Origin of the sequence: Alteribacter populi, from assembly GCF_002352765.1 — a bacterium.
Classification (GTDB): Bacteria; Bacillota; Bacilli; order Bacillales; family Salisediminibacteriaceae; genus Alteribacter; species Alteribacter populi.
In genome coordinates, this window is sequence record NZ_KZ293963.1 from 1,562,597 (window position 1) to 1,588,043 (window position 25,447).

Consider the following 25,447-nt stretch of genomic DNA (forward strand, 5'->3'; position numbering starts at 1 on the left):
GTTTAAAAAGGGTTGTACGTTTTTTTATCGAAACTATAGTTAGGTGATGCCCATGCTAAAAAGTAAAATTGCATATTGGATTGACAAAAGAGGATTGCGGTCTGATTTTGTGGCTGGCGAATTAAACGTATCGCAAGCGCAAGTATCAAAATGGAAAAAAGGGAAGGCACATCCGAGGGTGGAAAAACTCTTTAAATTAGCTCGATTATTAAACGTGAAAGTAGATGATTTATATGAGGAAATCGATCATATCGATACAACCGAAAAAGAGGATTTTTGACGGTACTACTTGAGGGATATTGCAACTAAAAGCTAATACTACGCTTTATGCTAGTAATAGCTTATGATCTGGGACGGGCTGTTTATGATTGGAAAATAGGAGATGTATTTTTGATGGATATAGGCGAACGAATAAAAAATCTAAGAAATGAAAAGAAAATAACACAAAAGGATTTAGCACATAAATTACAAGTCGCAACAACGGCTGTGTCAGCGTGGGAAAGAGGCGCTAATCGGCCAATGGTAGAAAAGATTGCTGCTATGTCAGAAATTTTCGATGTACCTTTTACTTACTTTTTCGCAGAAGAAATGAAAAATCGAAATTTTGGTGTTTTTTTGTATGGAGAAAGGCTTCGTAATTTAAGAAAAGAGAAAGGTTGGACTCAACTAGAAGTAGCCAGGAAAGTTGGGGTATCCAAACAAACATACAGTCATTATGAAAAAGAGAATCGACGTCCAAGCTTAGAAATGGCATACAAGTTGTCGGAAGTTTATAACGTAAATATTAACGATGTGTTCGGCTCTGACAGTGTAGAAAATTCAAATAACGGAGATCAACTGGAGGAATGGATGATCGAGATTATTAATGCTCAAGGTAGCCAAAAAGAAGCGATAAAGGATATGTGGGAGATCGTAAAGAAGTATAGTTAGAACAGGCTAGCGGCTCTATTTGATCGGAGAGTCGATGGTTTTTGGCATGTAGACACGAAAAAAGCCCCTCCGATTAAGGAGAGGCTCTTTTCATTTTTTAACTTATGACACTGGTTGATCATAATCAATTTCTGCTATCGGACCCATCATTGCAATTATATCTATGGCCGTTAGAGTAGGTAGTTTCTCAATAAAAGTTGTTGCCTCCTCTTCGTTCGGAAAAGAGAATGAATTCATTTCCTTATAGATAAAGTAATGATTATCTTCATTAATACCTGCAACAAAAATCCTAACCTCTGCAATATCAGTTATGTATGTAGGTAAAGTTAAGATAATGCTTGTTGTTGATTCTGGATTCTGAAGTACGGAAATAACTTTTAATCCTTCTTCAATGTTTAGTACCACTGGTTTTTCTATTGTCCCCACCTCCTTAAGTACAGTAATTCTACCTTTATATGTAAATACCCTTCATATTTTTACAAATAAATACAACAATGAGCAGAGGTCTATGACTCTGCTCATTGTTGTTACCTAAACAACATGCTTTCCATTAACAGATTGTTAGTATACTGGAATTCTCGACGAACCAAATGTTCCGTACGATTATCAAATACTAAAAGTGCCCTTCCTAAATAAATTATATTTTTTTAAAACCTTTTATAATATCTGGTAAAGAGAAGGCAAACATTAATAAAAAAAACAATGAAGTTCCTATCCAAAATGCTACTCTAATATCGTTGTTTGTTAGAGGAACAGTTGAATATAAAGCTGGAATGAAGGAATATGCCAAAATAAAAGTCAACAAAAGTCCATAAGATATTAACAAATTCCATTGTGACCTTTTTAATTTAGCTTTTTTCACCATTTCTGTCGTCATATTAGTAAAAGGGTCTCTTTGCTCAGGTGGTATATTATTAATCATTAAATCAAACATCTGTTCTCTCCCGGTCTTTCCAATCCAAACTCACACCAATTATCCCAGAGAGCGACATTAAAATCCCTGTAAAAGATGAAAGGGGACCTAAGGTACCAGTGATAGCCGTCGTAGTAAATACACCCAACAATAATGCGCACAGAGCCCAAATAAAAGTGTAATACTTAAATAAATTAAACTTCATCTGCATAGCCTTAACCCTCCTTTGGTCACTTTTAATCGTTAATGTAGCATATGAGTCTCCAACTGGAATATTGACAACAACTTCAGAAACAATTAGATCATGCATTTGTTCTTGTATTTTTGAAATTACCTGATCAGAGAAATATTTATTTCCTGTTTGGTCTCTAAAATCAACTTCTTTTTGTAAAATCCATTCTCCACTTCTTTCATGCCAATTATACATGGAAAGTTTCTTTCTTTCACTACTCTCGGTTCTTGGCCGTTTAAGATTAAGACCACTACCAGTATAATTATTGATGGTGCTTTGTTCTTTTTTTATTGTGTTCCCTGTATCTGACTCAGATAATCCATTTCCTGAGATATCAAGAGTTTCTGTTAATGCTGCACCCACTTCAATCACCTACTCATTTTATCTCTTAATGATTTTAATAAATCTAATGCATCTTCCTTTGAGTTATCCAAAAAATCATTGATATTATTTGGTTGTAAATTATTTTGTTGATAAACATCAATATCAAAGAGAATAACAGCCTCTTGCACTTCTTCTTGATAAGATGGACCTACTCTTATAGCCGTAACAGGCTCTACTCTCAAAGAAACATTTATTTTATTGCCTTTGTTATTAACTACGAAGTAAACTTTTGGAGCCGTTATTTTTTCACTCATAAACATATTGTTTAAATCCAAAAAATTTCCTTTTATTACTGATGAGGCCTCATCTAATGAATTGCATCTCTGAGCAAACAAAAAACGCACTCCCACTCTATTGAATTCATCGACTTCTAAATGCTTTACTACAGATTCAACTGTTTTTACTGAAAGAGACTTAAAATCTTCATATGATTTAGGGAATTCAACATCCACAGCAGTTCTATCCCCACCAATATTAGCAAACGAACCACTGTTTGGGTTCTTTAAAATTAATGAATTTTGTTTATCATTTCGACTGTATTGACCAAATTCAGTCTTTAACCCTTTTGCAATTCTGTTAAGTTGAACTACTTCTTCAAATAATAATGATCTATCATACCTTACTTCAGTAAGTATTTTCTCTAATTCGAAATTCAGTTCTTTCAGATCAATTTCCATTTATATACCCCTTTGTCTATCTGCTATATATTTCTTCTATAGGAAATTATAAAATTCCTTTATAACTTTGTAAATAATTTCTGTTTTATAATATGATTGGAATAGAATGTGGATATTGTACTTAGGAAGGCTGAACATGCTGCGTTGTTTTTAAAAGAAGGTTATTTAATCGTGGCAGATCCTGTGAAAGACTTTTTCTTAGTGATACCTGAAATAAGGAAAAGACAGCAAACAAATACGGATTTTCAGCAATATAAATAATGAAGAGCAGAGGCACATACCCCTGCTCTTTTCGGTGTTGTCGTGGAGGAATTCATGATGCATCACCAGATTTATTTTGTGCAATCTTCAAAACATCATGCATGATTACCGCACAACAACATAATTCGGGTGAGCGGTAATGTAATAACCGGATTTGATTTTATACATGTCCGTGCTGCTACCTTGGACGTTGACGCGCTCAACAATGGTAAAGGCTTCACCCTTCTTGGCTTGTCCTGCAATAGCGCTAGAATCGAAAGATGGTCGGGAACGATAGTTTAGAGTATCTACTTTAACCACGACCATTTTTCCGACTTCAGATTGACGATCTTTTAATGCATTGTAGGTTTGTGGTCCTGCAATACCATCAGCGGTGATTCCTGCATCCTCCTGTAACGATCGAACTGCGCCCTCTGTTTTCGCTCCATAAATGTCATCGACTGTACCCGCATTATAACCAGCATTGTTAAGCTGCGATTGAAGAGAGCCGACTAAAGGACCTCGATCACCACGGCGCAATACCTGACCTGTCCATTCATCTCCGCCGCCGCTTTTTTTACTTAACCCCAGATGCTCTGCTAAACCCTCTACAACAGCACGGCAATATGCTTCTTTGAAAGCTGATTGCCGCATGAGGTTGTTGTCTGTAGCGTTATCGATAAAGGCTTCCTCTAACAGTAAAGCTGACATACTAGTGTTACGAAGTACGCTAAAATTGGCTTCCTTAGTCCCTCGGTTTGGTAGACTATAACCGTTTAATGACGACACAATTTTATTGTGTACTGTGTTTTGCAGATTCCGTGTAGCTTGACCTACACCACCATTCCAGATGTAGGACTCAAAGCCTCGTGCAGATCCATTAAAAGCGTTTTTGTGGTCACTGATAAAAACGTCTGCTCCTGCTGCATTCGCAATCCTAGCACGTTCACTCAGTTCAACAAATCTATCAGTTGACCTGGTTAAGATCCCTTCTACACCTGCGTATTCAGACTCAAGTATTTGCTTCATACGTAAAACACGGTCAAGACATAAATCCTTTTCTCTTAAACCGTGTCCTACTGCCCCCGGATCGCTTCCACCATGTCCTGCATCTAAACATACTTTTTTACTCATTACTCATCATCCCCCTTTGTACTTTGTTTACCAACCTCGAACAAACCAACTGCTGCCAAACCACTGATACCACCTGCCCACAATCGTTCAATGAAGATTAAGTCTGTAAAGCTAAAAGCAGCTGCACCTAAACCGATCCCAACCACTAAAGCTAAATATGGCATCAGGTTTTTTGGTACATCAGACTTTTTCAACATCTGTACAACACCGCTTGTAACTGGCGCAATCAACGTTGCCATTGCTAAGATTTCAGTCATCTTTTCTACCTCCTGCCATCTTTTCTCGTATTTTTCTGAGCTCATAAACAACAACATCATACTTGTCCGCGAATTTATCTAACGTATCGTGTAGCCTTTGTTCGCGCTCTGAGTTCTTTTTCATCACATACATTAATAACCAAACAAAAAGGACCGCGAACGGTCCTTGTGTTAGGAAAAATTGAAGTACAGCACTATCCACTTCTGACACTCCCAACATTGCTTATTCCCCCTTCCACGAATCTCTTTGTCTTATCGTGGTGCAAGCATAAAAAATAGCCCTACTCTTCAGCAGCGCCTTCCTCTTCCGGATCCTTTTCAATTCGTTCGATGATTTTTTCTTTAACGAGACCACTCATTTTCTCTCTTGATACGTTTTGCAGATATTCTTCCTGTGAGGCGATCACATAACCATTTAGGTTGATTTCACGTTTATGATCGATACCCTGGAAACGAATATGGACCTTCTCATCATCTACAAACTGAATCGAATTCACCTTAATTTCTAAATTTTGAACTAAACTCATTACTCATCATCCTCTCTGTTTGCGTTTGTTAGGCTTTCGTTCTCCGCTCTTAGCTGCCTGTTTTCCTCTAGTAAAATAGCGATTTTCCTGTTTGCATTTGCTAGATTTTCCGACCACTCTTTTCCTACGTTATCAACGATTCTGTTAACATCATGCTTCATTGTAACCCTCCTTCATTTTGTTTATTTCAGCTTTTAGCAACTCATTCTCCATTTTCAAAAAGTTTACGTCATAGCCGATCCGGTCAATATCTTCTTCGACAGATGTAATCCGTTTGCGGTCTTTACGTTGAATGACATGTAACAAAGCGGGTACACGGTCGTAATTGAATCCCTCCGGCTCTCCATTCTCTCCGTAAGTAGCTAACCGAGGCTCAAATTCAGCTACATCGTCTGCAATATAACCGTAATAGCCGTGGTGTTTTGGGTCGGAAGGGCACTTCGAACGATACCAAGAAGGTTGTGCTTTATTGAAGAATTGTTCCGCATACCAATCATCAATCGGCTCGATATCTCGTTTGTATTTTTTAGCCGAGGTTGACCGTATAACGTTGTTTGCGGATGATACATACAAATTCGGACTTAAAGAGGTTGTATATGTCTCTAGTCCCGGCAATCGAATCGAACTGTTGTTATCTCCGCCGATCTCATCACGTACACCTAAAATTTCGTTTCCGCTTGAATCAACAAACGCAACTCGCCCATTGTTTGGCATCATAAACTGAGTGACAGATTGATCCACTTCAATATCCTTATGAAAAATCGTCTTTTTGTCTCTTCCAGACCCATACCGAATCGTCATTTGGCGATCACCATCGTAGTCCAAGAAAGCCCAGTTCGCTAAATCTGTTGCGGTTTCTCCTGCCCACATGTTTCCGTATTCATCAAAGCGAATACCGCTCGTGTCTGTGAACTGTAAATCGGTTAACTCTAGTGTTCCGTCTACAATGACACGCCCTTCGGCTTCGGAGAATAAGACTAGATTCTCCCTTGAGTCATGACGTAATCCAGACTTTTGCAAGCTACTTCCGCCAAAGCCAATTTCATAGGAATTTACGAAAGCGCCATACGGACCTTGTGACATCAATAATTCTCCGTCTCTAATTCTCGTAGACCATTCAACTGACACTGTGTTTTCGCCAGTCCGTAGCTCCTCAAATACTTCGATATATCCAGATGATAGTTTTGCGATATTTCTCCGATCACCGATTGACTCCATGTCGCCTAAATACTGCTCAATCGTGTCTCCTTCGATCCTAATCTCACCATCTGATCCAGATGTGTTGAAAGCAGAGCCTTCAATTTCAGCCCCTATGACTTTAGCTCCTTCAAGTTCTCCGTGAAAGGTGCCGGATGCCCCTTGCAAATTACCAGCAAAAGTGACATTACCACTGTTATCTACAACAAACTGATCATTCACATTTAAGCCTTCGAGAGACTTAATGTGCTTGGCTTCCACGTAGCCGTCTAGGGCGATTCGCTCCGCTTCTAATAGTGCGGATTCGGGCGATAGATTAAAGGCTGCAATGACTCCGTTTTTCTCCACCCTGGCATCGATCTCATCTGATTGGATAGAAAGTTCTGCCCACGCTTCATTAAGACTTTGATTTGTTGTATCGAGTTCTGTTTTTTCTGCTCGTAAGGCAATCTGATCAGCGTTTGATTCAATGGCGGTAAAGGCTTGGGGAACCCCACGTCCAATACCTTCGGATATTAACAAGTCGTAAAAATAGTAATAAAAATTATCTCCGTTTGCCGTTGTACCAACAACAGAGAAGTTATCGGTTTCATATGGATGAGAGGCATCGCTACTTCTAAACATACTACCGCCACTACCGTACATTGTATAATACCCTTGATTTGCTTTGAGGACAAAATTTATATCTACTCTATTCTCACCCTCTTCAAGATCAACTTGAATTCTGTCTACTATTTCTCCAGATGTCCCATGACCTTCATATAATCTAATCTCCGTAGAGGAGGGCGAGTCTGAATATATTGTACACGAAGCTATCTGTGTATCTTTTGTCACGGTGATATGATTTCCGTATCCAGAACTATAAGATCCGCTACCTGCACTAGGCAAATTAGCCACCTTATGAATAACTCTTTTTTCAAACTCCTCCCGCTCAACCCTCAATTCAATCGCATCACCTAAATTAGTAATATTCGCTTCATTCGATTCAAAACGATTAATCACACCGTCTTGATCTGCTTGATAATCTTCTGTTTTCACTCGCAAGTCGATCTCGTCAGATAACGCTGTTATATTGCTGTTTGCTTCGCTGATTTGTGTACCGTGGTCGTCTGTGATTTGTTCTAAGGAATTCACATCGATGATGATTGAGTCAGCTTTTTGATCGATGGAAGATGCGTATTCCTCAACGGATATAATTGCATCGTCAACATCTTCGGGTGCCGGTGTCCAATCGGTTGCACGATTTCCTTTTTCGAGTTTGATTTCGTTGATAATGAAGGATATATCGTCATCTATATCGAAAAGACCAACGACACCACTAAAATCATAGTTTGTGCTTGCTTCATTCTGAAAGATGTACTGCTTCCACCCGTCGCCTAAATCGGTTATTTTATACAATGCTAAAGTTAATGTGTTAGCGAACCTAAAGCTTATCCCTTCCAATAAATCATGATTGCCAATTTTAATTTTAACTTGTGCTGTCAGCTTATCCTCTTGTAGTATTCTCATTGAGATGTCTTGACGAGGGATTACCTGGGAATGCTGAACATCCACCTCTAATCCCTCACTAACTACATTTATAGAACTTGGTGAATTTGCTGACCATCTGTCTAATCCGCTAGAAAAGTCACTATTGCGAAGAAGATTCCGCCCACCAATCTCGAAACCATCAACCTCAGCCTGCAAGCTACTAACGTTCGTGCTAATACCATCAACATCAACGCTCAACTCGCTAAGATCATTACTAACACTCGTCACATCGCCCTCTAAATTCTCTAATGATGATTGCTCCGCTTTTAAATCTATCCTGCCTGCTTGTACCTCTAATTCCGAAGATATACTAGATACATCACCGCTCACCGTATCCAAATCATCTTGACTAGCTTTTAATGCAATAGCGCTTGCGTTTGCATCAATAGACGTTTGCTGTTGACTAACTGTGTCATCAAGATTGCTTAAATCAGTGATTGTTGCATTTAACGTGCCTTCCACATCGTCAACATGGGTAGATACGGTAGTAATCCTGCCGTCATGATCTAGTAGCTCGTCTTCGTTGTCGGAGACGCGTTGTAATAGATTATTCGACGTCGTTTCTAAATCGCCGACCGTACTATCAATGGCATCCACACGGCTGTCATCGGCTTTTAAGACGAGCTGACCGTCGACGTATTCAAAGTCGGTTTTGTCGGCGATGTCACTAACTAACTCAGCAACTTTTGCATCGTATTCTTCTTTCGCTACGGCGTACTCTTTCGCTCTTTGTTCGGCTTCTTCCGCCTCACGCTTTGCTTCTTCTTCGGCGTGTCGCTTTGCTCTTTCTTCCGCGGTCTCAGCAACCACATCGGTATATTGAGTGCCATCGAGGTAAACACCCTCGTCCTTTTGATCGATCTCACCTTTGTCATACGTGTACTCTACTAAGTCGTACTCACTAACCTTCTGCCGTATTTCCGCCTGCAACTCTTGCCATATCGATCTCACTTCCTCTTCGGTGTATTCGATAAAGTCGCCGAGTTCGACGTGCTTGTTAGACTTGTCGACGATATCCCGATCTTGCGTATGGACACGAGCTTCGAGATATAAAGGCGGATTAAACTTTGTATCCTTAATTTTGATCGTGTCGCCAAACCGAATTTTCTTGTTTTCCATGCCCGGAACGTTTTCGAGGTCAGCAATATCTGACTCATATTCGACAACAGCGTTAATGCGTTTGTCTAACTCGGTGCGAGTGTACTGTGTTAGTTCTTCTTCTGTCATATCTGATCGCGTTGACTGTGGTTCGTAAACCTCAATTAAATGTTGACCATTACGCCCCCAACGCGCTAATGCTTCTTGATCTTCGACTAGCACTTCTAAGCGTGTACCATCTTCTCGCACAGGACCAAGACCAACTAGAGCAGTAACGATATTGTCTGTCTTTTCGGTACGCCTAATTCCTAAAAGGTCACGACCAAATTCAACCTCTCGCCCTCTCCATTTTCCAACACGCTCGAGTAAATCTACGAATCTGCCGGTGATACGGTTGCCGTCCACTTCGACCCTAAAACGTAACTCTAATTCAAACTCTCGGGCGATGCGCTTCAACAAAGCAAAAGGATTCGTGTGGTTCTCGATGTGGAATGTTCGGTATCCGCTCCCTTCGATAGTACCCGTTCTCCATTCAGTGTCGCCTACCGTAAAACTTGCAGCCGTGGATGGCGTGTACTCACTTAATGTTTGCGGTTCGATCACCTTTGCTTTTTTCAACAGCAGATAGGATGCTGATGCGTATACTTCTGCTTGGAGGGAACCGTTGCTGTCTCTGAATTTAGCCGCTTCATGGATCACAAATTCCGTATATCCTCTGTCCTCATTCAGGATGACAACACGGTTGTGATCGCCTAAATGCTCGGAAAATGGCTTGTCCGCAAAAGTTTCGAATTCGAACGTTTCGAGCATATCTTTAAGTGATTGACGATGGTTATTAGACAGGATGTACTTATCTGTTATGTCGTCTAATATCTTATCGGTTTGACCGTCTGTAATGTGTATCAACTGTTTTCACCTCCTATCTAAACCTCTCCCTATACCTAACACTCGCATTAAAACTATCACTAGGATGTACAACAAGATGATTTTCGCCTTTTCTCAGCTTGAAATACTCCCCGCCAAAGTCCTTTAAATCCGTCCGGTCCTCACCGTTAATAAGCAGCTCATCTGTTTTATGATCAAACGTAATGATGTCACCTTCATTGGCGATATATGGTGTTTGATCTTGTGTTTCCTCCGTGAGCTCAAAAACCCGGAAAATATTAATCTTTGGAGCATAGGCGCTTACTGATTCGCTGTACTTCCCGATGTGGATTTGAACGTATTTCAGTCTGCCTTGAAAATCTTCCTCGCTATCCACAAAAGATGTATCAAGATTTAAAACGTGCCTTGCTCCATCGTTCGCAATCCGTGTCACGTAACATTCAAACCGCTTTCCGATCCGGCGCATCCGAACCATTCCGAAAAAGAAGTCCCAGTTTCTTCGGTAGTTTCGAGAGGATAAAGGGTAGTTTACAAAGCGTCCGGCAAACGGCCCGACACGTCCTTCTGCATCTTTTCTCATCACAGTAGGTAAGCTATCGACAACAGCCATTTTCCCCAACACATTCATACTGTCGTCATATAAATAAAACTCAATGCGGTAAGTTTCCTCGGCGGTATACGTTCGCCCTTGTAGATGCATCTGGACTTCAAAGTCTTGTATCTCCGGAACTTCTTTAATCAGAGCGGGACCATGCCATTCATCACCACTACCGTAATCCGGAACGGTGATACCCTCACCATCCGTACTTAAATGGCCACTAACGTCACCGCCATCGACTTCAACAGGCGTTGTATCCCATTCGTCTAAGTTATCTCCACGCTCTTCAAGCAGCAGCGTTCGTGTGCTTACGACTTCTTCTTCATGTTCAGCCGGACGACCGATCATTTGATACTGCTCATCTTGGTTTTGGATCATAGCAAAGGTGACAGGTTCAGTTGCTTCAAATTCGAAGATCGGGTCTGCTTCGGCTGTGCCTTCGTTTTTGAGAGTGACGGCATCGGATGGGAAGTCGGCTGTTTTTTCGAATCCGTATTTCCGAGGATCGGAACGCCTTACAAAAATCGTTGTATCATGACGGTGTAAATGAACCTTTTCACCCGATTCGCTTGACCCTTCCACCGTCCCGTAGTAAGTCATATCTGGCTCATCTGGGAATATGATCGGTACAGGCTCATCAGCTGAAAATATGCTATTTAAATCATCGATCGCCCCTCTTAATTCTTCGTTAACAATACGTATGTCAATTTCGAGATATTTTGACGGGTATTCAATTGATGATAAATGCTCTCCGTGCATTCCGGGGGATGTGATTGCATTTATGTTTCTGTTTATTATTCCTCTTCCACGGATGTCTTTTATTCTTAAATACGGTGTTAAATCGATACCATTAAAAAACACTTAATCACCCCCTAAACATTTTTAATGTATGTTGTTCTCGTTCTTGTACTTGTGTTATATCCTTTACAAACGTTTTAAACTCTTTCCCACCAAGGATCATCGTAATAAATGCTGGTTGTTTTTCATTAGGTCTGTCTTGACTTCTATTGACAGATACCGTACTAGCTTGCCTAGCGGCATCAACAACACTCCCACCGCTCGAATAAGCCATTCTATTTGCTCCAGCCGCCTGTTCTGGCGTGGCTGTTGTTATCATGTTATCAGATAGATTGTCTAACTCTTTATAAACGGATTTTGCGTTATCTCTAATCCCTATAGCGATGCCCTCAGGTATCCATTTACCAACGTCATCTTTCATGACTCGTGACGGGGAGTGGATTCTTAGTGATCGTTGCATTGTGCTAGCAACTTGATTAGCGATACTTCTCGCTGTTGACATCACTCTCCCTCTACCGGCAATTAAACCCGCATTTAATCCACTCATTGCATTTCTGCCAATCGAATTAAATTGAGACGGCGTTCTGCTAAATGGGCTAGTGAGATTGCTTGAGAGCGACCTCATAATTGCCACTTGAGACGTCGCGCCAGATCTCAACCTATTAAGCATATTTGACATAGCTTTCTGTGTGATGCCGGGTAGTTTATTTAATGTTCTTTCGATTACGCTAACCGATTGATCGTGATTTTGAGTGATGGTCTTAAAACTTCTCTCCGAATCATCTTGCACCGACTTAAACATTTTCTGGATAGCTTGGACAACCCTGTTTGTTCCATCTGTGATACCTAACGATAGACCTTCCGTAATATCAGATCCAAATCCCCTAAACACTGTTGACGGACTTTGTATCCCTGCTTCTCGCTTAAACGCGTCAGCTGTTCCCTCAGCTAATTGTGATGATGTCCCCTCAACCTTAGGTGCGCCACCTTCAACACCATCAATTAAACCTTCTGGAATCATACTCCCGATTTCATCAAAACCAGAATTTTCAATCTGATCCCTTAAGGTAGAAGAACCATCATCCACAAACCCCGTCATTACATCTACTGCTTCGTCAAACCCATCCCCTAACGAGGTTTTAAGGCTATCCGTCGCAACGTTAGCACCTTCTCCCATCAATTCTGCAAATCGGTCTAACTCACCCTCACTCATATCTGAGACAACTTGTAACTCCGCGGCTGATTCCGGTCCCATTGTTTCAAGCCATTGTAAAAATCCGTCATGACCTTCCTTCCCTGCCCAGTCATACAATTCAGCAACGTTTTCACCCCATTGCTCCGTCATTTGCTGGTTATGCTCAAGGTTATCGATCATTTCATCAGCTGTAACCTTTGATTCATCATTCATTCGATCAAAGGCATTAGTTGCATTGTCAGCTAACTCGTCATACTTTTCTTTCATGTTGTCGAATGCTTCTTTATGTTCGTCTTTTAGTTCCTCGTATGAAGTAATCTGTCTTAAATTACCTTCTTCAACGGCTGTGGTCGCGTTCTCGGTAGCCGTGATTATTTGTTCTTCCGTTATGCCATATTGTTCGGCTAATAGTACTAATGTTTCTTTTAAAGCTTCTTCTTGCTCGTCAAGTTCCGCAACGGCATCCTTATGCTCACCACTCTTGACAGATCCTTCTTCTAGTTTCTGATTCCATTCTTCACGCAAGTTGTTAATCTCATCGAGTTTCATTTGCGCTTCGTTTTGTTCTTCTATGATTTCAGTTAGTCTTTCTTGCGCCGCCATACCAGCTTCTGTTTCTTTCATTAAATCCAGTCTGGCTTCCAGCTCTTGAGATGACATATTGAGTGCGCCCGCTTCTTCATCGTAAGCGAGATTTAAACCATCAACAGAACTATTTAAACTTTCAATGTGAGATGCAAGAAGTGCTTTATCTGCTGCGCTTTTATTTTCTTTGGCTGACAATTCATCAATTTGTTTAGCTAGTTCACTATTCTTGTTGGCTGTTGCTTCTATATCTTTTGCGTTATCCTTGTAAGCCTGCGATGTGTTGTTCAATTCATCGGTTAATTCGTTGGTAGAACCGCTTAACTCTTCAGTTTCATCATTCAGTCTTTCGGCCTCTTCACTCGATCGCCTAAACCAATTGACAACCGCTATTGTGGCACCAACTAAAGCTCCGATCCCGGCAGTTACCCAACCAACAGGACCCATCATAAACCGTAACGCCGCGCCTAAAACTCGTGCCGCCGCTGCCTTTGCTAACATAGCGGCTTGTGCTAAGGTGATCTGTCTTGTAAACAATAATTCCGCCGCGGTAGCTGTAGCTAACAATACCGACCTTGCTTTTGTCGCCGCCGCTGATACTTTTGCCGCCGCCGCATTCGTGACATACCCTGTTGTATTTTGCATTATCGCTAACGTGTACGCCTTTTTTAGTGCAGTAACCGTAGTTATTACCGCCTGTGATGCCTTTAACGTCGCTATTGTCTTGCCTATGACCGCGTGCATGGCATAAGCTGTTGCCATGCCAATTAATACAGGCGACAATGCCTTAACAACCGGAATCGTCGCACTAACACCCGAAGCGAATGCTTCTACATAAGGCGTCGTCCTTACTATCGCATTACCCATCGCCTCAAACGCTGCGTTCACGACAACTTTTAGACTGTCAAGATTTTCTGCCAAGTCCCTACCTGTAACATTCTCCGATAACCGACTAAATGATTCAATCATGTTTGCAATACCTATTGCGACCGCATACCTTAGGTTAGATAACGATGTAGCAATACCACTACTGGCAGTCTTTGCTCTGTCAGCAAATCCACCTGTTTCGTTGCTTAACTCGATAAGTTTGGCGTTAAAGTCATCGAAAGTAACATCCCCCGACTGTAACGCATCGTATAAATCATGTTGAGCTGAATCTCCGGCATAACCAAATGCCTCAGCTACATCATTTAAAGCGACGCCCATTGTCTCTTGTAACGTTCGCCACGATTGTAAATCCACTTCACCCTTTGCCAACATTTGTACATATTGTTGTAACCCGCGTTGGGCATCAGATGTACTAGCTGAGCTTGCCAAAAATGCGTTATTTAATGCAAGTGTTGTATCAACCGCTCCATCTAAATCACCAGTCATAACAGCAATTTGTTGCGCTGTGGATGTTACGTCATCTAACTTAGTGGGCAATCCGTCAATGCCATCAGCTAACGTTTGCACCGCCCTTTCAGAATCTTCGGCTGAAAAGCCTATTTGTTCCATAACTTTAGGAAATTGGTTAAGTGTGTCAAATCGGCTTATAGCATCGTCCATAGATGCCCGTAACACTTGAAATGCCGCGGCTCCAATTGCCACGAGTCCTAATGCACTAGCAATCTTTTTAATGTTGCCAGATGCTTTGTTGGATTCTTCCCCAACGCCTTTTAATCCATCTCCGGCTTGTCTGGCTCCTTCTCCGGCTTTATGACCGGATGATTCAAGATTGTCTAATTCCTTAGATGCGACATTAACCTGTTTTCCGTCAACGTCAATTTGTATACTGATACGTCCATCTGCCAATGTGCTCTCCTCCTTTCTTCAAGACATAAAAAAGACACCTCGCTTGAGATGTCTTGATTGGTTATTTAATTATTCATCTTCTTCGCCTTCAGAAAAACTAAGGTTAATAAACATGACCACCATACCTATGTCAGGCGAATCGTGACTAGAGAAGGTTACCGTGTAGTCATCACCAAGGTACATTCCCGCATGATTAGGTATCGCTCCTTCGAACTCTCCTGTTAGCTCTTCTATATCAAGGTCTAATGCTGCTCCAACATGCAACATCGCAAATAATGCATTCCCTTTCAAATCTCTGTATGGTTGGTCATCTGAAATGACAAAAACATAAGACTCAACCTCGCCATCTTTTTTGTAGAGTGCTGATAAACCGTATTCGGATGAACTGTATAAAAGTTGCGTATACCCGTCATCGTCTTCTTCAGCGGGTTCAACAGCTTCAATCAGATCTATGTCATCTTCTAAAGAAGCGAGTAAATTAAAACTCTCGATAAATTCTTTTACATCATCACTATAAATTTCATTTTCTTCTTTTTCGGTGTCGCTGTCATCATTGTTTGTAGACTCATCGACTGTAGTTTTTGTGTCATCTGTTTGCTCCGATTTTTCTTCTGATTGCAATTCTTCGTTTTCTGAATCAGAAGCATTGCCTTCCGCCTGTTCTCCACAAGCAACCAATAATAAAATACTGACCGCAAACAAAAATAATACATTCTTCATAATAACGTTCCCCCTGTTTCATGTAGTTGTCTGTAAATTTTACCATTGAGGAGGATTATTTTCCATGTTTTATTCCGCTTGCTCGTCTGTATCCTCAAGCGCATACACCTTCTGCAACTCACGCATATTTGCCTTATATTCGCTTGATTCACCTTTACTCGGTTCCCATAGTCTTATCTGGATGATCCGTTGCATGATCGTGTTTGTGGGTAAACCATTTAAAAGAGATTGGAATTCTAACCAGTGCATTTTTCCTTGCATTTGAAATAAATTCATATTATAGGCTTGTTGAAATGAGGCGAAAATGTACTCGGCATCCTTGTCGAAGTCAATCATCTTCTTGTTATCCTTTTTCACAGGCAAGGGATTGCCTTTCAAATCGTACTCAATAGGTTTTTTATTCTCGATCTCGATAAAATTTTCGTAGATGTAATTCCAAAGATTAATAGATTCTTCGCCCTTGAGAGACTCACCCGAAAGCAGTTCAACGTTAATTTCAGCCTTTTCGTGATCTCTAAGAGTTTTATCATCAAGGACATCGAATACGTCTAGGACGTTGTCGAACGCTAAGTTCAAAGGGTATTCTTTTCCCTCGTAAACAAAAGAGGTGACTAAAGGGTCGTTTAATCGCATTACTTTTTCTTCGCTTTTTTGCTCAAGTATTCGCTTTTCTTCGCTTCGATCTGTTCTGTTCGTTCCTTTTCTTGCTCTTCAATACGCTTAGCAATAGCAGTTCCGATCGGGTCAAGCGCTTGTTCTAATGCTATGATGTCGGGATATTCTTTATAAATCTTTTTAAATGTATCGTCGCCAAAGATAATGTCATATTGGGCAGCGATGAACTCTTTATTTACATCAAATGCCGCATCGACCGTCTTAACGTCCAAATTTTCAATTTCATCCATGTTAATGTCATCTGGGAAGTGGATATGTTTAGCCTTTTCTTGTGCCTCTTTCAGCTTTTCCTGTGCTATTTCATCAACATTGAAAAAGCGACGAAGATTCTCTAACGAACTATCAAACCATAATTCTAACGATCCGATTTTCACCGGGAATCCAGTCCGCCGTATGTCAATCTTTAATTCTTGAGTCATCATTTACCCTCCTTATTAAAAAAGAGAGGCGTCAAGCCCCTCTTATCCTTCTGGTTCTGTTAAATCTGTTTCTTCTGGAATACTATCAAATCGGATATTACAACTAAATGTTTCATAGGCACTGGCTTCACCAGCACCTGCAACGATTGCGGTTACTGTCGCACGACCTACCCACTCTTTTTTACCGTCAGAAGAAACAACTTTGTGCCAAATCTTACGTCCGTCACCAGTTTTGTATTTTAACCCAGCAATCAGCGCCTGCGCTTCGTCATCTGGGTCATAAACTCCCTCGGGTGTGTATGCGCCAGCTACGGAAGTGACGGTAGTTTCCGGCGTCCCGTCAGAATCATAGAAAGCCTCATCCTCCGTTTCCTCCTGCGTATCGTCGCCGATTGTGGAGATATATTTAGCCAACTCTAACCATTCAGTTCCCGGCTCATCTTCGCCCGGTGAATAAGCTTGCACAAAGTGCCCTCGTAATGCGTTTTTTAATCTAGCCATTCTTATTCATCCTCCTTGAATACCGTGATATTTGCTTGTACATCCAATAAAAAAACGAACCAACCTTGATCATCAGCGTTATTGATGTAAGGCTTGTTCGTTATGATTAATTCTTCAAATTCAAAGCTGCCGTCGTGACTTTCTAAATTCTTTAATTTTTCTAACTTGTTTTGAACAAGCCACAAAGTACTGTGAATTTCACTTTGCGACTTAGACTTCATCGCAAATTCGAAGTTTAGTTGTTGGTCGCTCATTCCATCCATAAACCTCGAGACCACACGGGAACCGGGCAACGGATAAACCACAAATGATTCATCTGTACCGAGATAACCGATCCTACATGTAACAGGGAGCCCTTGTATTTCATTTACTCTATCAGCTAATCTCTCTATAAAATCCATTACAAGCCAGCTCCCCTCTTAAATGCACGTTCCCAATCAGCCATATACATTCCTTTTGCCTTGTTATCCCATCGTGGACCCGTCCCGGGTGTTGTGTAGTTATGCATCATCATGTAAAACAATTTAGCAGCGTATGGCATATTCCAGATGACTTCTGCACCGTCACTACTAACATGTCCTGTTTGCCTCAAAATGTTTTCTCTCATCGGCACAAACTGATTCATATCCGCAAGAGCTTGATTTGCTAATGCGTATCTACCACGATCTACATTGCTTTTCGATAGTTTTTGTTTAGCTCCGCTCAAATTAACATTGACTCGTACCATCAGACCACCTCTATTTCATAGGAATAGATGGTCTTGTCGTAAGCTTCATAAATCGGAATGACCTTTGTCACTATATGGTCTTGACCATCAAAATGGAGAACAGATTGCACTTTAAACGTCGGTAATGGTGTCGTTATTCCTTCATAACAGAACAAAACAGCGTTGTAGAGGAGAACTTTTCCACTAGTAGATTGGCTATATTCTGCTCCCCGATCAATGCGACAATGTTCAATTAATACAGGTTGAGCATATTCGGGCTCTGACCAGTTATTCTCCCCTAGATACTCTTTGTAATCGAAAGAATCGATGCAAAAATCAGCAGGTGGCTTAGGCATCACCATACAGCAACACCTGTATACAAAAGACCAGTTCCAGACAAATGTATATATACATCCTCAGCCACTAGTGGCTTGCTCTCATTCGAGCCATTAGGATTATACCTACTGGAATTAGACACGCTCGTTCTGCCTGCTGAAAACGTCTGTGGGGCGTTGTTGATCTCTTCGAATGTTGTAGCTCCTAAAACATGAAAGTATTCAATTTGAGCGCATAGAGCCTGTTTAAATTGTTGTACTCGCCATGCATTATCTTGCTCTATCTTATTACTGACATAAAAATAATTTGTGACGTTATTCAAAATAGCAGATGCTTTTTTAAGCAAACTACTAAACTCGCTATTTTCAATGTCACGACTGCTTAATTCGTTAAATTCTTCATAGGTGAGATAAGGCATATTAACCCTCCTTCAAAAAAGAGGAGGGCTTTTATTCGCCATCCTCTTGTTCGTTGTTTTTATTGTCAACGCGTTCTAAAAAATCGCCGTCCCATTTCTTGAGGTTTTTCATGGCTTCATCAGCGCGTTTGACAGCCATGTCAATTGCTTGACCTTCCGTGTATTCTTCTTTCGTCTTAATGTCCTTAAACGACTGTAATACTTTGTACTTAGCCATTTAAATCACCTTACCCTTCCGGCGTACCCAATACAACTTTAGAAACAGCCTTTTTGTTGTCTTCCAGAATAAATTCTCCTGCTTTCCCAGCGCCTTGCAATGCTCGACCGTCAAAGTCCTCAGACTCGATAGAACGGGCTGTATTAATACCTGTGAACGCTTTACCTACACCTGCGATATATGTGTAAGCAACTTCCTCGCTCTGTAATTGAGCATCAGGAATTTTTTCCACAGCAAAATCTTTAAAAGTTAAGATTCTGTTTTGGTCAATGTTTGCAGAAGATGACTTGGCGCTTGTAGTAAGTGGGTGATCTACGATAGCGTTATATAATTTCGCATTTACTTTAGCGACCTTCATTCCGATAGCTTCAATATTCGTGTAATACTCGTCAAGGCTGTTGAATAACGCAAGAACAGGGTCGTTCTCGTAACCTGACAATGTTTCAGTGTGCTCGGCCACACTGGAAATAAACTTACTGTGCGCGGCGTTAAATTGTTTAATTTTCGCTTGTGCTTGTAAGTCCAGACGGTCAGCAATTGCTGATTCAAAGTTGTTGTTTACTGTGTGGCGATCAATACCCTCATGAAATACCCATTCCCAAGTGTACGGTACTGGCGTATCTTGGTAGATAATTTCAGTACGATCACCAAAACGCGTGGAGCTTCCAGTCCCTGATCCAAAAGCTACGTCAGAGCCTTTGTCGTATGCATCTCCTACGACTACAGGAATGTCGGAAGTTTTTACATAAAACGCTGTTTCATTGTGTTGTACTCCGTCCAGCGCTTCAATTTCCCCGGAAAAAAAGTCACGGAAATAAGCCTGTGAACGGAACACTGCCTGCATTAACTCCCTAAATTGTTTTTGATAACTACGAGCTGCTTGATTATTGTTTGATGTTGGCATGTTTATTCCTCCTGTTATTTGTATTTAGCCAGTTTTGCGGAAAACGGATCATCCGGCGTATTTTCTCCACCATTAGGATTACCGCCTGTGACGATTCTGGGTGAGTTTTGGTTTTCTTCTCCCTTTTCACCAGCAAAGTGTGGGTATTCTTTTACGACTTGCTCGATGGCATCGTCAATGGAGACATCATCATTAACGCGCCTTTCAGCTAAAGCAATGACATCCTCAACGGATTCACCTTTAACTCCTGCTTTCATTGCGCTGATTTGGGATTTTAAGTGATTATTTTCGCTGGACAATGAATCTTTTTCACTCGTAAGCGAATCAAGCTGTTCTTGTTGTTTTTCAGCTTCGGTTTTCTGTGATTCCTGCCATTCTTTAAACTTAGTCATGCCATCTTTAGCATTTTCAAAGTCATCAATCCCAAGCTCTTTTAAAAGCTTTTCTGTTGCTTTCTTCGATTCTTTAGCAACGATGTTATTAACATCGTCTTGCTTAAATGTTTTTTCCTCTGCTTTTTCGGTAGCAGTATCCGTTTGTTGTTCTTCTCCAGAGGTTGCTGTCTGGTCAGTCTGTTGTTCGGTTGTTTCGTTTGTATTTTCTTCTGGCATTATAAGTCCTCCCTAATGGGTGATTTCTCTTCCGTTCTTTACCGCCTGCGGATAAAGGCATAATAAAAAGCACTTTAACGTTAGTGCTAGACGAGATAATGGATCACCTCCTAATCATCATAAGAAAAGCCATCCAACAATGTTGATAAGGGTGTATATACTTTCTCACGGCGGTAATTCCTTCTCAAATATTCACCGTTTCCGCTTAGGTGCTCCCTCATTGCCTTTTGCCTACGTCTGACCATCATTCCCCAATAATCAGCCTTGTCACTTCCTAACCCCTCGGCAACCATCAAATTCTTTTTGTATTTAACGATTTCCCTTTCGATTCTGCGTTGGGTATCACGGTTTTTGGCAATTCTTTCGTTAAGTTCTTCGTCAAACTTAGGTTGGTTGTTGGTATTCGCACCGGGAACAAAAGGAATATGCAAATGTCTGCATTGAATTCCTCGATGCCCTCCAGCTGTCCCGTACTCAGCTTGCCAATGCGGATCATAAATTGATCTATACTCACTGTCTGGCGGTATCTCACTTACACCTCTTAGATCCACAACATTCCCCTGTATGATTGAACAAGCATCCCTCGCCCCTGCGTGGCTAGTAACAAGCACAGTATGGACACCGTATTCAGCCATGCGGTCTTTTCTGACTTCATCGTAAGTGTTGCCTAGAGTAGACTTTAAAACCGTTCGGGTATAACTTTCGAGATTCCAAGCGTTTCCACTCCTATCCCTCATCGTACTCTTAATACCTTTTTGTGCTAACTCGGTTATTGATCGCTCTAACGAGTCCTCAAAAGTGTAAAGACCCGTATTAAACATTGCTGTTGTCCGATTGAGTACGTCTGTATAGGATCTTTGCGCTGTACCTACACCATAAGCAGTCGTAATAAGTGTTTGATTAACGTAGTTGTCAATATCCTCCCAAACTTGCTCACGATACGACCTCATAACGTTATCTAGATTGTTCGGCATTGGCTTAGTTGGATATGGCATAGCATTGTCAATGTCCTGTACAATCGCAATCCCTGTTTCTTCAAACATCCTCTTAATCTCAGATTCTGCAACATTCGTAACCTCTGATAATAACTTAGTAACCTCACTATTGAATAACCTTAATTCTGATAGTTTTTGAGCTTGCCACTCAGATATGTTTTCTGTTCCACCTTTTAATCGTTTGGTGATGATTCGGATAATCTCGCCCTCTAAGGATTGATATAGTTCTGACATGTTAGAACTCCACAAATCTAAGTGAGTTGGTGTAATACGTGGATTTCTCGGTTCCATTATTCTTCATCACCAAACATATGCCTCGCGGTTTGTTGATTAATCTCCATTGGATCAATAGCGCCCTGTTCTCTCTCAATCTCTTCAAGCCACTGTTCGGCAGTCTCCTTCGGCACCTTAAACACACGCTGAATAATCTCCACAGTAGGAATAAGCCCAAACGTCTTAGCTTGTCCATAAAACCTTAGGAGCGCGCCACGATCTTGAAATACTCCGTCATCAAAATCAACGCCGATGTGTTCGAATGTTGGTATTTCGCCATTGAATAGGCCTTTTGCCTTTGCAAGCTCAAGCACAGAAACGATCAACCCTTTGATGAACTTCTCCACCTCATAAACGTGATTGTTTCTCGTTCGGTAGGTGAGGTCATTTTCACTGACAACCTCTGTCGCCGTCTTCATGCTGCGGCCATCAAAAGAGAAGGTTCCAACAGACAGTTTCAGCTCCATTTCCAAAGCCTTCAAGGACTGATTAATAGCTGATACATATTGCTCTGTTCGAATATCGTTTGTAATGTCCTTGACCATTCCTTCGTCACTATCCATCCGCATAGACTTAAACACGTTCACATCAGGATCGAATATCTGCTTAGGTGGCTGTCCGTCCTCAGAAGGTAATAAGTTCAGCATCTGATCACTGACAAATACAGTCCTTTGTCCCATGCGAATCTCCCAATTAAACTGATCGTAAGTATCGTTGATCTGCTTGAGGGTATCTTTGCTGTTGTCTGTGATTCCTAAACCTAGCGGACTGTGAGGATTGATGTTGTTAAAGCCAAATGGCTTCACGTAATTAAAATTAGGTCGAGAGAGGTTTGCGAATATGGTCTCCTCTCTCAAGCCCTCGTACAAATCAGTGAGAGGAACAGGTTTCCCAATCTCACCTTTGTTGTCTGATTTGTAAAGCTCATTCGTAATAACATAGCTCCCTTTTTCCCATTCATGGAACTCAAGCAGAGTATAGTAAACCTTCTTTCCACGCTCCATTTTCATCGTGACTGACTTTATCACACCTTCTGTAATACCGGCACTGTTACTACGCAATGGATAGAAGGCGTTGGCAAGAGCCCAAGAAAATTCGATTTCACCTGTCTCATCATCTACGTATGGTCTGACAGCTAATCCGCCCGTCGCAAACATCGGGTCCAGGTACCGAGCAAGGTTCTTCTTGAAGTCATTGTGTTCAAACACATGCTGAATAAAATCGTTGGCGGATTTGAATGAGTTTTTTTTCCTATCGTCATCGCCTTCGTCCGAAACAACGATCTCACATTGTTCATTAAACACTAGACCAGACAATAGTTCAGAACTGAGCTTCACCATGTTGATCGTCATGTATTTTCTTTCCTTCAGATCACCGTAGGAATTGAAGTATTCAACATTAGGGTAGTGACCCTTATACTCATCAAAATTGCGTTCAATCCTCGCAAGTTCGAGAGGATCAATATTAATTTTAGGATGATCGTTAATGGTTTTTAGCGTATTGCCTGACAATGTGTAACCCCCTCTCTTGAAAAGATTCTTGATGCTTTCTATGATTTTCAAGCTCTCACCTCCTACAACTTCAACCGGAAGTCTCTTGCATTAGAAACACACAAGTACTTAAATTCATCGACTGTATGATCATCCTCTTTAATGACCCTCGGGTCGTCTGTGTTCAACGTTTCTTCTTTCCACTGGTACTTCTTATGCTCCTCAACGAATATATCATTGCTGTCACAATGAGGCAGGTTTGTTGGTATGGGTGTCTTTAAATAATAAAAACGCCCCTGAGCAAGAAGGTCATGGACGTAATCAACCATATCTATGTTCTTAAGTTTTTTAACAGGAATCCAATGTTGACCGTGGTCCTTATAGTATTGGTTACGAAACGCACCGTCAGCACTGTCTATCGTCCTCTTCATGATGCGAGCGCCTTTCCAGTGTTCACAAGTAGATGTTTTGGAAATAAATCTGTGTATTTCCTCTGACAGGTCGGTAGGGGCTTTTTTCACTACTCTCCCCGAAGGATTGTAATAATACGTGTTGAGTCGTATTACCTTCCCCTTTGCCGTCAATCCATAACAACCACAAGACGTCGCCGAAACTGAGTGGCCTGTATCCAACGAATAGTAAAGCCCTATGATCCTATCATCACTAGGTAGCTCCACAATCTCATTGAACAAGTTCATATTATAAACATTCGTTCCAAGTCCAACAGGTTCGCCAAGATATAAATAGCGGTAGTAATCATAATCGTTCTTCTTGATCCGCTCGATGTCTTGAATCATCTGCTCAGTAACAAAGCCCAGTTCATCATTAAGATAACTAGAATCATGCACCAAGTAGTTATCTTCACCAATCATGCTATCAGACCATTCATTTATCCAGGACCAAGGGTTCCTCGGAGGGTTATAAGACCAAAAGAATCGAACAATATCAGCTAATGGATGTTTTTGCCGCATGAAAGTAGTGTTTGTTTGGTCGAATTCCTCGGCACTGTTGAATTCCGCCGATTCCTCGTACCAAGCGGCGATAAGGTTCCCGATGTCATTTGACTTCAGTTTTTGGAAGTCATCTGAACCATAAAAATAAAATGTTGATCCAGTAGCCTTGTGAGTTATTTTAAAAGGCGCTACTGTACTTTGGAATTGATCTGATAAACCGAATTTATCTAATGCCCATTGGATTTTAAGAAAAACAGAATCTCGAATGGTACTGGCTACCTTACGGATGACAACAACATTCGCCTTCTCGCCTTTTTTTATATATTTAAGCATCATATAAACAAGCAATAGTACGATTACAGACGATTTAAACGAGTTACGACCACCACGCAAGATGTTATATGGCTTCTTAGTTTTCCATACAGGCTTAAAATGTGGGTTAACCTCTTTTTGGATGTCGATATTAACTTGTTTACTCATCGTCATCGCTCCATGCGTCTATGATGTTTATTGTTGGTGGAGCTTCGCTGTTGTCATCGTTAGCTATTTTTTCAGTTTCAGCTTTTGTCTTTTCGATGCTCAGTTTCATCTGCTCAAGCTTCAACCTACGCTCATCATCTTCATGGGCAAGTTCATTAAACTGTTTAATTAGAGAACGCAACTCACTCATTGCCCTTGATTGAGCATTCAGGAATGTTGCTTGTCTATCCCAAGCGAATTGGAACTCCCACTCTTCTTTTTCTGAAGATGAGAACTCGTTTTCTTGACTTTCGCTTTTCTTAAGCTCCTTTATCATTTCACTCTTATTAGATACATACATGATATTTTGAGAACGAATGATAGCTGCATACTGTATCTCTATCTGATCATAGATCAAGTCAGCAGGAGAACGATCCTGCATGCTTTCAATGATCTCTCTCGTCTCTGCTGGCAGGAATTTAGAGAAGAAACCGTGTGTTACAGCGTTTTGATTACCCTTAGGAGCCGTACCACCTTTATTCCCTTTTGCGTTTATATTCCCTTTTGGAGCACCTTTATTTTTTGTATGCACACTTTTTTCTTCGGGTGCACCCCTATCCCGGTTCCAGCCATATCGTCTTTTCCAGGACTTAACTGTGTTGATCGACACACCATGCTTCTCAGCGATTTCTTTGTACTTCAACCCTTTTACATAATCTTTCTCGGCTTTGATATGTTTTTCAGCCACTACATCATCACCCACCCCCAACATTCTTTTGAGTTTGTTTTGGAGCAA

29 protein-coding genes are annotated in these 25,447 nt (G+C 41.1%); 2 read left to right on the top strand and 27 right to left on the bottom strand.

The window, feature by feature from the left end:
* Positions 1-52: 52 nt before the first annotated feature.
* Together CDZ94_RS07625 and CDZ94_RS21660 are read left to right on the top strand one after the other, a co-directional pair.
* Positions 53-280 (top strand): helix-turn-helix domain-containing protein, encoded by a 228-nt coding sequence (locus CDZ94_RS07625; RefSeq protein WP_096435904.1) that lies wholly within the window; start codon positions 53-55, stop codon positions 278-280.
* A gap of 113 nt (positions 281-393) precedes the next feature.
* Positions 394-930, top strand: coding sequence for a helix-turn-helix domain-containing protein (locus CDZ94_RS21660; RefSeq protein WP_245415775.1), 537 nt, complete (start codon positions 394-396; stop codon positions 928-930).
* Positions 931-1,032: 102 nt separating this feature from the next.
* On the opposite strand, the gene CDZ94_RS07635 is transcribed toward CDZ94_RS21660, so the two are convergent.
* From CDZ94_RS07635 to terS, 27 genes are all read right to left on the bottom strand, one after another.
* The gene (locus CDZ94_RS07635) at positions 1,033-1,356 is read right to left on the bottom strand and encodes a hypothetical protein (RefSeq protein WP_157911705.1); all 324 of its coding nucleotides are present in this window, start codon (positions 1,354-1,356) and stop codon (positions 1,033-1,035) included.
* A 211-nt stretch (positions 1,357-1,567) separates the two neighbouring features.
* Positions 1,568-1,864, bottom strand: a complete 297-nt coding sequence (locus tag CDZ94_RS07640) for a hypothetical protein (protein WP_096435906.1) — start codon at positions 1,862-1,864, stop codon at positions 1,568-1,570.
* The gene (locus CDZ94_RS07645) at positions 1,857-2,438 is read right to left on the bottom strand and encodes a hypothetical protein (protein WP_157911706.1); all 582 of its coding nucleotides are present in this window, start codon (positions 2,436-2,438) and stop codon (positions 1,857-1,859) included. The genes CDZ94_RS07640 and CDZ94_RS07645 overlap by 8 nt, the downstream gene beginning before the upstream one ends.
* 5 nt (positions 2,439-2,443) lie before the next feature.
* Positions 2,444-3,136 carry a TIGR04255 family protein gene (locus CDZ94_RS07650; protein WP_096435908.1) on the bottom strand — a complete coding sequence of 231 codons (693 nt, stop codon included), beginning with the start codon at positions 3,134-3,136 and terminating at the stop codon, positions 2,444-2,446.
* A 366-nt stretch (positions 3,137-3,502) separates the two neighbouring features.
* Complete coding sequence (locus CDZ94_RS07655; protein ID WP_096435909.1) at positions 3,503-4,510, bottom strand: N-acetylmuramoyl-L-alanine amidase; 1,008 nt, start codon at positions 4,508-4,510, stop codon at positions 3,503-3,505.
* A complete protein-coding gene (locus tag CDZ94_RS07660) occupies positions 4,510-4,767 on the bottom strand; it encodes a holin (RefSeq protein ID WP_096435910.1) in 258 nt (85 codons plus the stop codon). Before CDZ94_RS07660 ends, CDZ94_RS07655 begins: the two co-directional genes overlap by 1 nt.
* Positions 4,760-4,987: a BhlA/UviB family holin-like peptide gene (locus CDZ94_RS07665; protein ID WP_096435911.1), complete on the bottom strand. Its 228-nt coding sequence runs from the start codon at positions 4,985-4,987 to the stop codon at positions 4,760-4,762. The genes CDZ94_RS07660 and CDZ94_RS07665 overlap by 8 nt, the downstream gene beginning before the upstream one ends.
* Positions 4,988-5,048: 61 nt before the next feature.
* On the bottom strand, positions 5,049-5,294 hold the full coding sequence (locus tag CDZ94_RS07670) for a hypothetical protein (protein ID WP_096435912.1): 246 nt from the start codon (positions 5,292-5,294) through the stop codon (positions 5,049-5,051).
* Positions 5,294-5,455 carry a hypothetical protein gene (locus CDZ94_RS21235; RefSeq protein WP_157911707.1) on the bottom strand — a complete coding sequence of 54 codons (162 nt, stop codon included), beginning with the start codon at positions 5,453-5,455 and terminating at the stop codon, positions 5,294-5,296. The genes CDZ94_RS07670 and CDZ94_RS21235 overlap by 1 nt, the downstream gene beginning before the upstream one ends.
* Positions 5,445-10,025 (bottom strand): phage tail spike protein, encoded by a 4,581-nt coding sequence (locus CDZ94_RS07675; protein ID WP_096435913.1) that lies wholly within the window; start codon positions 10,023-10,025, stop codon positions 5,445-5,447. Before CDZ94_RS07675 ends, CDZ94_RS21235 begins: the two co-directional genes overlap by 11 nt.
* Before the next feature lie 13 nt (positions 10,026-10,038).
* On the bottom strand, positions 10,039-11,463 hold the full coding sequence (locus CDZ94_RS07680) for a distal tail protein Dit (RefSeq protein ID WP_096435914.1): 1,425 nt from the start codon (positions 11,461-11,463) through the stop codon (positions 10,039-10,041).
* Positions 11,464-11,467: 4 nt separating this feature from the next.
* Complete coding sequence (locus CDZ94_RS07685; RefSeq protein ID WP_096435915.1) at positions 11,468-14,974, bottom strand: tape measure protein; 3,507 nt, start codon at positions 14,972-14,974, stop codon at positions 11,468-11,470.
* 69 nt (positions 14,975-15,043) lie between these two features.
* Positions 15,044-15,694, bottom strand: a complete 651-nt coding sequence (locus tag CDZ94_RS07690; RefSeq protein ID WP_096435916.1) for a hypothetical protein — start codon at positions 15,692-15,694, stop codon at positions 15,044-15,046.
* A gap of 69 nt (positions 15,695-15,763) precedes the next feature.
* Entirely contained in the window at positions 15,764-16,327 is a 564-nt protein-coding gene (locus tag CDZ94_RS07695; protein WP_096435917.1) for a Gp15 family bacteriophage protein, read from the bottom strand.
* Positions 16,327-16,788, bottom strand: coding sequence for a type 1 periplasmic-binding domain-containing protein (locus tag CDZ94_RS07700; protein WP_096435918.1), 462 nt, complete (start codon positions 16,786-16,788; stop codon positions 16,327-16,329). The genes CDZ94_RS07695 and CDZ94_RS07700 overlap by 1 nt, the downstream gene beginning before the upstream one ends.
* A 42-nt stretch (positions 16,789-16,830) precedes the next feature.
* On the bottom strand, positions 16,831-17,289 hold the full coding sequence (locus CDZ94_RS07705; RefSeq protein ID WP_096435919.1) for a phage tail tube protein: 459 nt from the start codon (positions 17,287-17,289) through the stop codon (positions 16,831-16,833).
* Between the two features lie 2 nt (positions 17,290-17,291).
* Positions 17,292-17,690, bottom strand: a complete 399-nt coding sequence (locus CDZ94_RS07710) for a phage tail terminator protein (protein WP_096435920.1) — start codon at positions 17,688-17,690, stop codon at positions 17,292-17,294.
* Positions 17,690-18,016, bottom strand: a complete 327-nt coding sequence (locus CDZ94_RS07715; RefSeq protein ID WP_096435921.1) for a minor capsid protein — start codon at positions 18,014-18,016, stop codon at positions 17,690-17,692. The genes CDZ94_RS07710 and CDZ94_RS07715 overlap by 1 nt, the downstream gene beginning before the upstream one ends.
* Positions 18,016-18,357: a putative minor capsid protein gene (locus tag CDZ94_RS07720; RefSeq protein WP_096435922.1), complete on the bottom strand. Its 342-nt coding sequence runs from the start codon at positions 18,355-18,357 to the stop codon at positions 18,016-18,018. The genes CDZ94_RS07715 and CDZ94_RS07720 overlap by 1 nt, the downstream gene beginning before the upstream one ends.
* On the bottom strand, positions 18,351-18,749 hold the full coding sequence (locus CDZ94_RS07725; protein ID WP_096435923.1) for a head-tail connector protein: 399 nt from the start codon (positions 18,747-18,749) through the stop codon (positions 18,351-18,353). Before CDZ94_RS07725 ends, CDZ94_RS07720 begins: the two co-directional genes overlap by 7 nt.
* A 31-nt stretch (positions 18,750-18,780) precedes the next feature.
* On the bottom strand, positions 18,781-18,966 hold the full coding sequence (locus CDZ94_RS07730; protein WP_096435924.1) for a hypothetical protein: 186 nt from the start codon (positions 18,964-18,966) through the stop codon (positions 18,781-18,783).
* Positions 18,967-18,976: 10 nt separating this feature from the next.
* Positions 18,977-19,870 carry a phage capsid protein gene (locus CDZ94_RS07735; RefSeq protein ID WP_096435925.1) on the bottom strand — a complete coding sequence of 298 codons (894 nt, stop codon included), beginning with the start codon at positions 19,868-19,870 and terminating at the stop codon, positions 18,977-18,979.
* Positions 19,871-19,884: 14 nt separating this feature from the next.
* Complete coding sequence (locus CDZ94_RS07740; protein WP_096435926.1) at positions 19,885-20,481, bottom strand: hypothetical protein; 597 nt, start codon at positions 20,479-20,481, stop codon at positions 19,885-19,887.
* Positions 20,482-20,591: 110 nt separating this feature from the next.
* Positions 20,592-21,767 (bottom strand): phage minor capsid protein, encoded by a 1,176-nt coding sequence (locus CDZ94_RS07745; protein ID WP_096435927.1) that lies wholly within the window; start codon positions 21,765-21,767, stop codon positions 20,592-20,594.
* On the bottom strand, positions 21,767-23,260 hold the full coding sequence (locus tag CDZ94_RS07750; protein WP_096440654.1) for a phage portal protein: 1,494 nt from the start codon (positions 23,258-23,260) through the stop codon (positions 21,767-21,769). Before CDZ94_RS07750 ends, CDZ94_RS07745 begins: the two co-directional genes overlap by 1 nt.
* Positions 23,261-23,322: 62 nt before the next feature.
* On the bottom strand, positions 23,323-24,672 hold the full coding sequence (locus CDZ94_RS07755) for a PBSX family phage terminase large subunit (RefSeq protein ID WP_096435928.1): 1,350 nt from the start codon (positions 24,670-24,672) through the stop codon (positions 23,323-23,325).
* Positions 24,665-25,399: a phage terminase small subunit gene (terS, locus tag CDZ94_RS07760; RefSeq protein ID WP_096440656.1), complete on the bottom strand. Its 735-nt coding sequence runs from the start codon at positions 25,397-25,399 to the stop codon at positions 24,665-24,667. The genes CDZ94_RS07755 and terS overlap by 8 nt, the downstream gene beginning before the upstream one ends.
* Positions 25,400-25,447 lie beyond the last annotated feature (48 nt).

What these genes read in the sequence shown, in the direction of transcription:
- CDZ94_RS07625 (WP_096435904.1), top strand. Translation starts at nt 53, where the DNA reads ATGCTAAAAAGTAAAATTGCATATTGGATTGACAAAAGAGGATTGCGG.
- CDZ94_RS21660 (WP_245415775.1), top strand. Translation starts at nt 394, where the DNA reads ATGGATATAGGCGAACGAATAAAAAATCTAAGAAATGAAAAGAAAATA.
- CDZ94_RS07640 (WP_096435906.1), bottom strand. Translation starts at nt 1,864, where the DNA reads ATGTTTGATTTAATGATTAATAATATACCACCTGAGCAAAGAGACCCT.
- CDZ94_RS07650 (WP_096435908.1), bottom strand. Translation starts at nt 3,136, where the DNA reads ATGGAAATTGATCTGAAAGAACTGAATTTCGAATTAGAGAAAATACTT.
- CDZ94_RS07655 (WP_096435909.1), bottom strand. Translation starts at nt 4,510, where the DNA reads ATGAGTAAAAAAGTATGTTTAGATGCAGGACATGGTGGAAGCGATCCG.
- CDZ94_RS07660 (WP_096435910.1), bottom strand. Translation starts at nt 4,767, where the DNA reads ATGACTGAAATCTTAGCAATGGCAACGTTGATTGCGCCAGTTACAAGC.
- CDZ94_RS07665 (WP_096435911.1), bottom strand. Translation starts at nt 4,987, where the DNA reads ATGTTGGGAGTGTCAGAAGTGGATAGTGCTGTACTTCAATTTTTCCTA.
- CDZ94_RS07670 (WP_096435912.1), bottom strand. Translation starts at nt 5,294, where the DNA reads ATGAGTTTAGTTCAAAATTTAGAAATTAAGGTGAATTCGATTCAGTTT.
- CDZ94_RS21235 (WP_157911707.1), bottom strand. Translation starts at nt 5,455, where the DNA reads ATGAAGCATGATGTTAACAGAATCGTTGATAACGTAGGAAAAGAGTGG.
- CDZ94_RS07690 (WP_096435916.1), bottom strand. Translation starts at nt 15,694, where the DNA reads ATGAAGAATGTATTATTTTTGTTTGCGGTCAGTATTTTATTATTGGTT.
- CDZ94_RS07695 (WP_096435917.1), bottom strand. Translation starts at nt 16,327, where the DNA reads ATGCGATTAAACGACCCTTTAGTCACCTCTTTTGTTTACGAGGGAAAA.
- CDZ94_RS07700 (WP_096435918.1), bottom strand. Translation starts at nt 16,788, where the DNA reads ATGACTCAAGAATTAAAGATTGACATACGGCGGACTGGATTCCCGGTG.
- CDZ94_RS07705 (WP_096435919.1), bottom strand. Translation starts at nt 17,289, where the DNA reads ATGGCTAGATTAAAAAACGCATTACGAGGGCACTTTGTGCAAGCTTAT.
- CDZ94_RS07710 (WP_096435920.1), bottom strand. Translation starts at nt 17,690, where the DNA reads ATGGATTTTATAGAGAGATTAGCTGATAGAGTAAATGAAATACAAGGG.
- CDZ94_RS07715 (WP_096435921.1), bottom strand. Translation starts at nt 18,016, where the DNA reads ATGGTACGAGTCAATGTTAATTTGAGCGGAGCTAAACAAAAACTATCG.
- CDZ94_RS07720 (WP_096435922.1), bottom strand. Translation starts at nt 18,357, where the DNA reads ATGGTGATGCCTAAGCCACCTGCTGATTTTTGCATCGATTCTTTCGAT.
- CDZ94_RS07725 (WP_096435923.1), bottom strand. Translation starts at nt 18,749, where the DNA reads ATGCCTTATCTCACCTATGAAGAATTTAACGAATTAAGCAGTCGTGAC.
- CDZ94_RS07730 (WP_096435924.1), bottom strand. Translation starts at nt 18,966, where the DNA reads ATGGCTAAGTACAAAGTATTACAGTCGTTTAAGGACATTAAGACGAAA.
- CDZ94_RS07735 (WP_096435925.1), bottom strand. Translation starts at nt 19,870, where the DNA reads ATGCCAACATCAAACAATAATCAAGCAGCTCGTAGTTATCAAAAACAA.
- CDZ94_RS07740 (WP_096435926.1), bottom strand. Translation starts at nt 20,481, where the DNA reads ATGCCAGAAGAAAATACAAACGAAACAACCGAACAACAGACTGACCAG.
- CDZ94_RS07745 (WP_096435927.1), bottom strand. Translation starts at nt 21,767, where the DNA reads ATGGAACCGAGAAATCCACGTATTACACCAACTCACTTAGATTTGTGG.
- CDZ94_RS07755 (WP_096435928.1), bottom strand. Translation starts at nt 24,672, where the DNA reads ATGAGTAAACAAGTTAATATCGACATCCAAAAAGAGGTTAACCCACAT.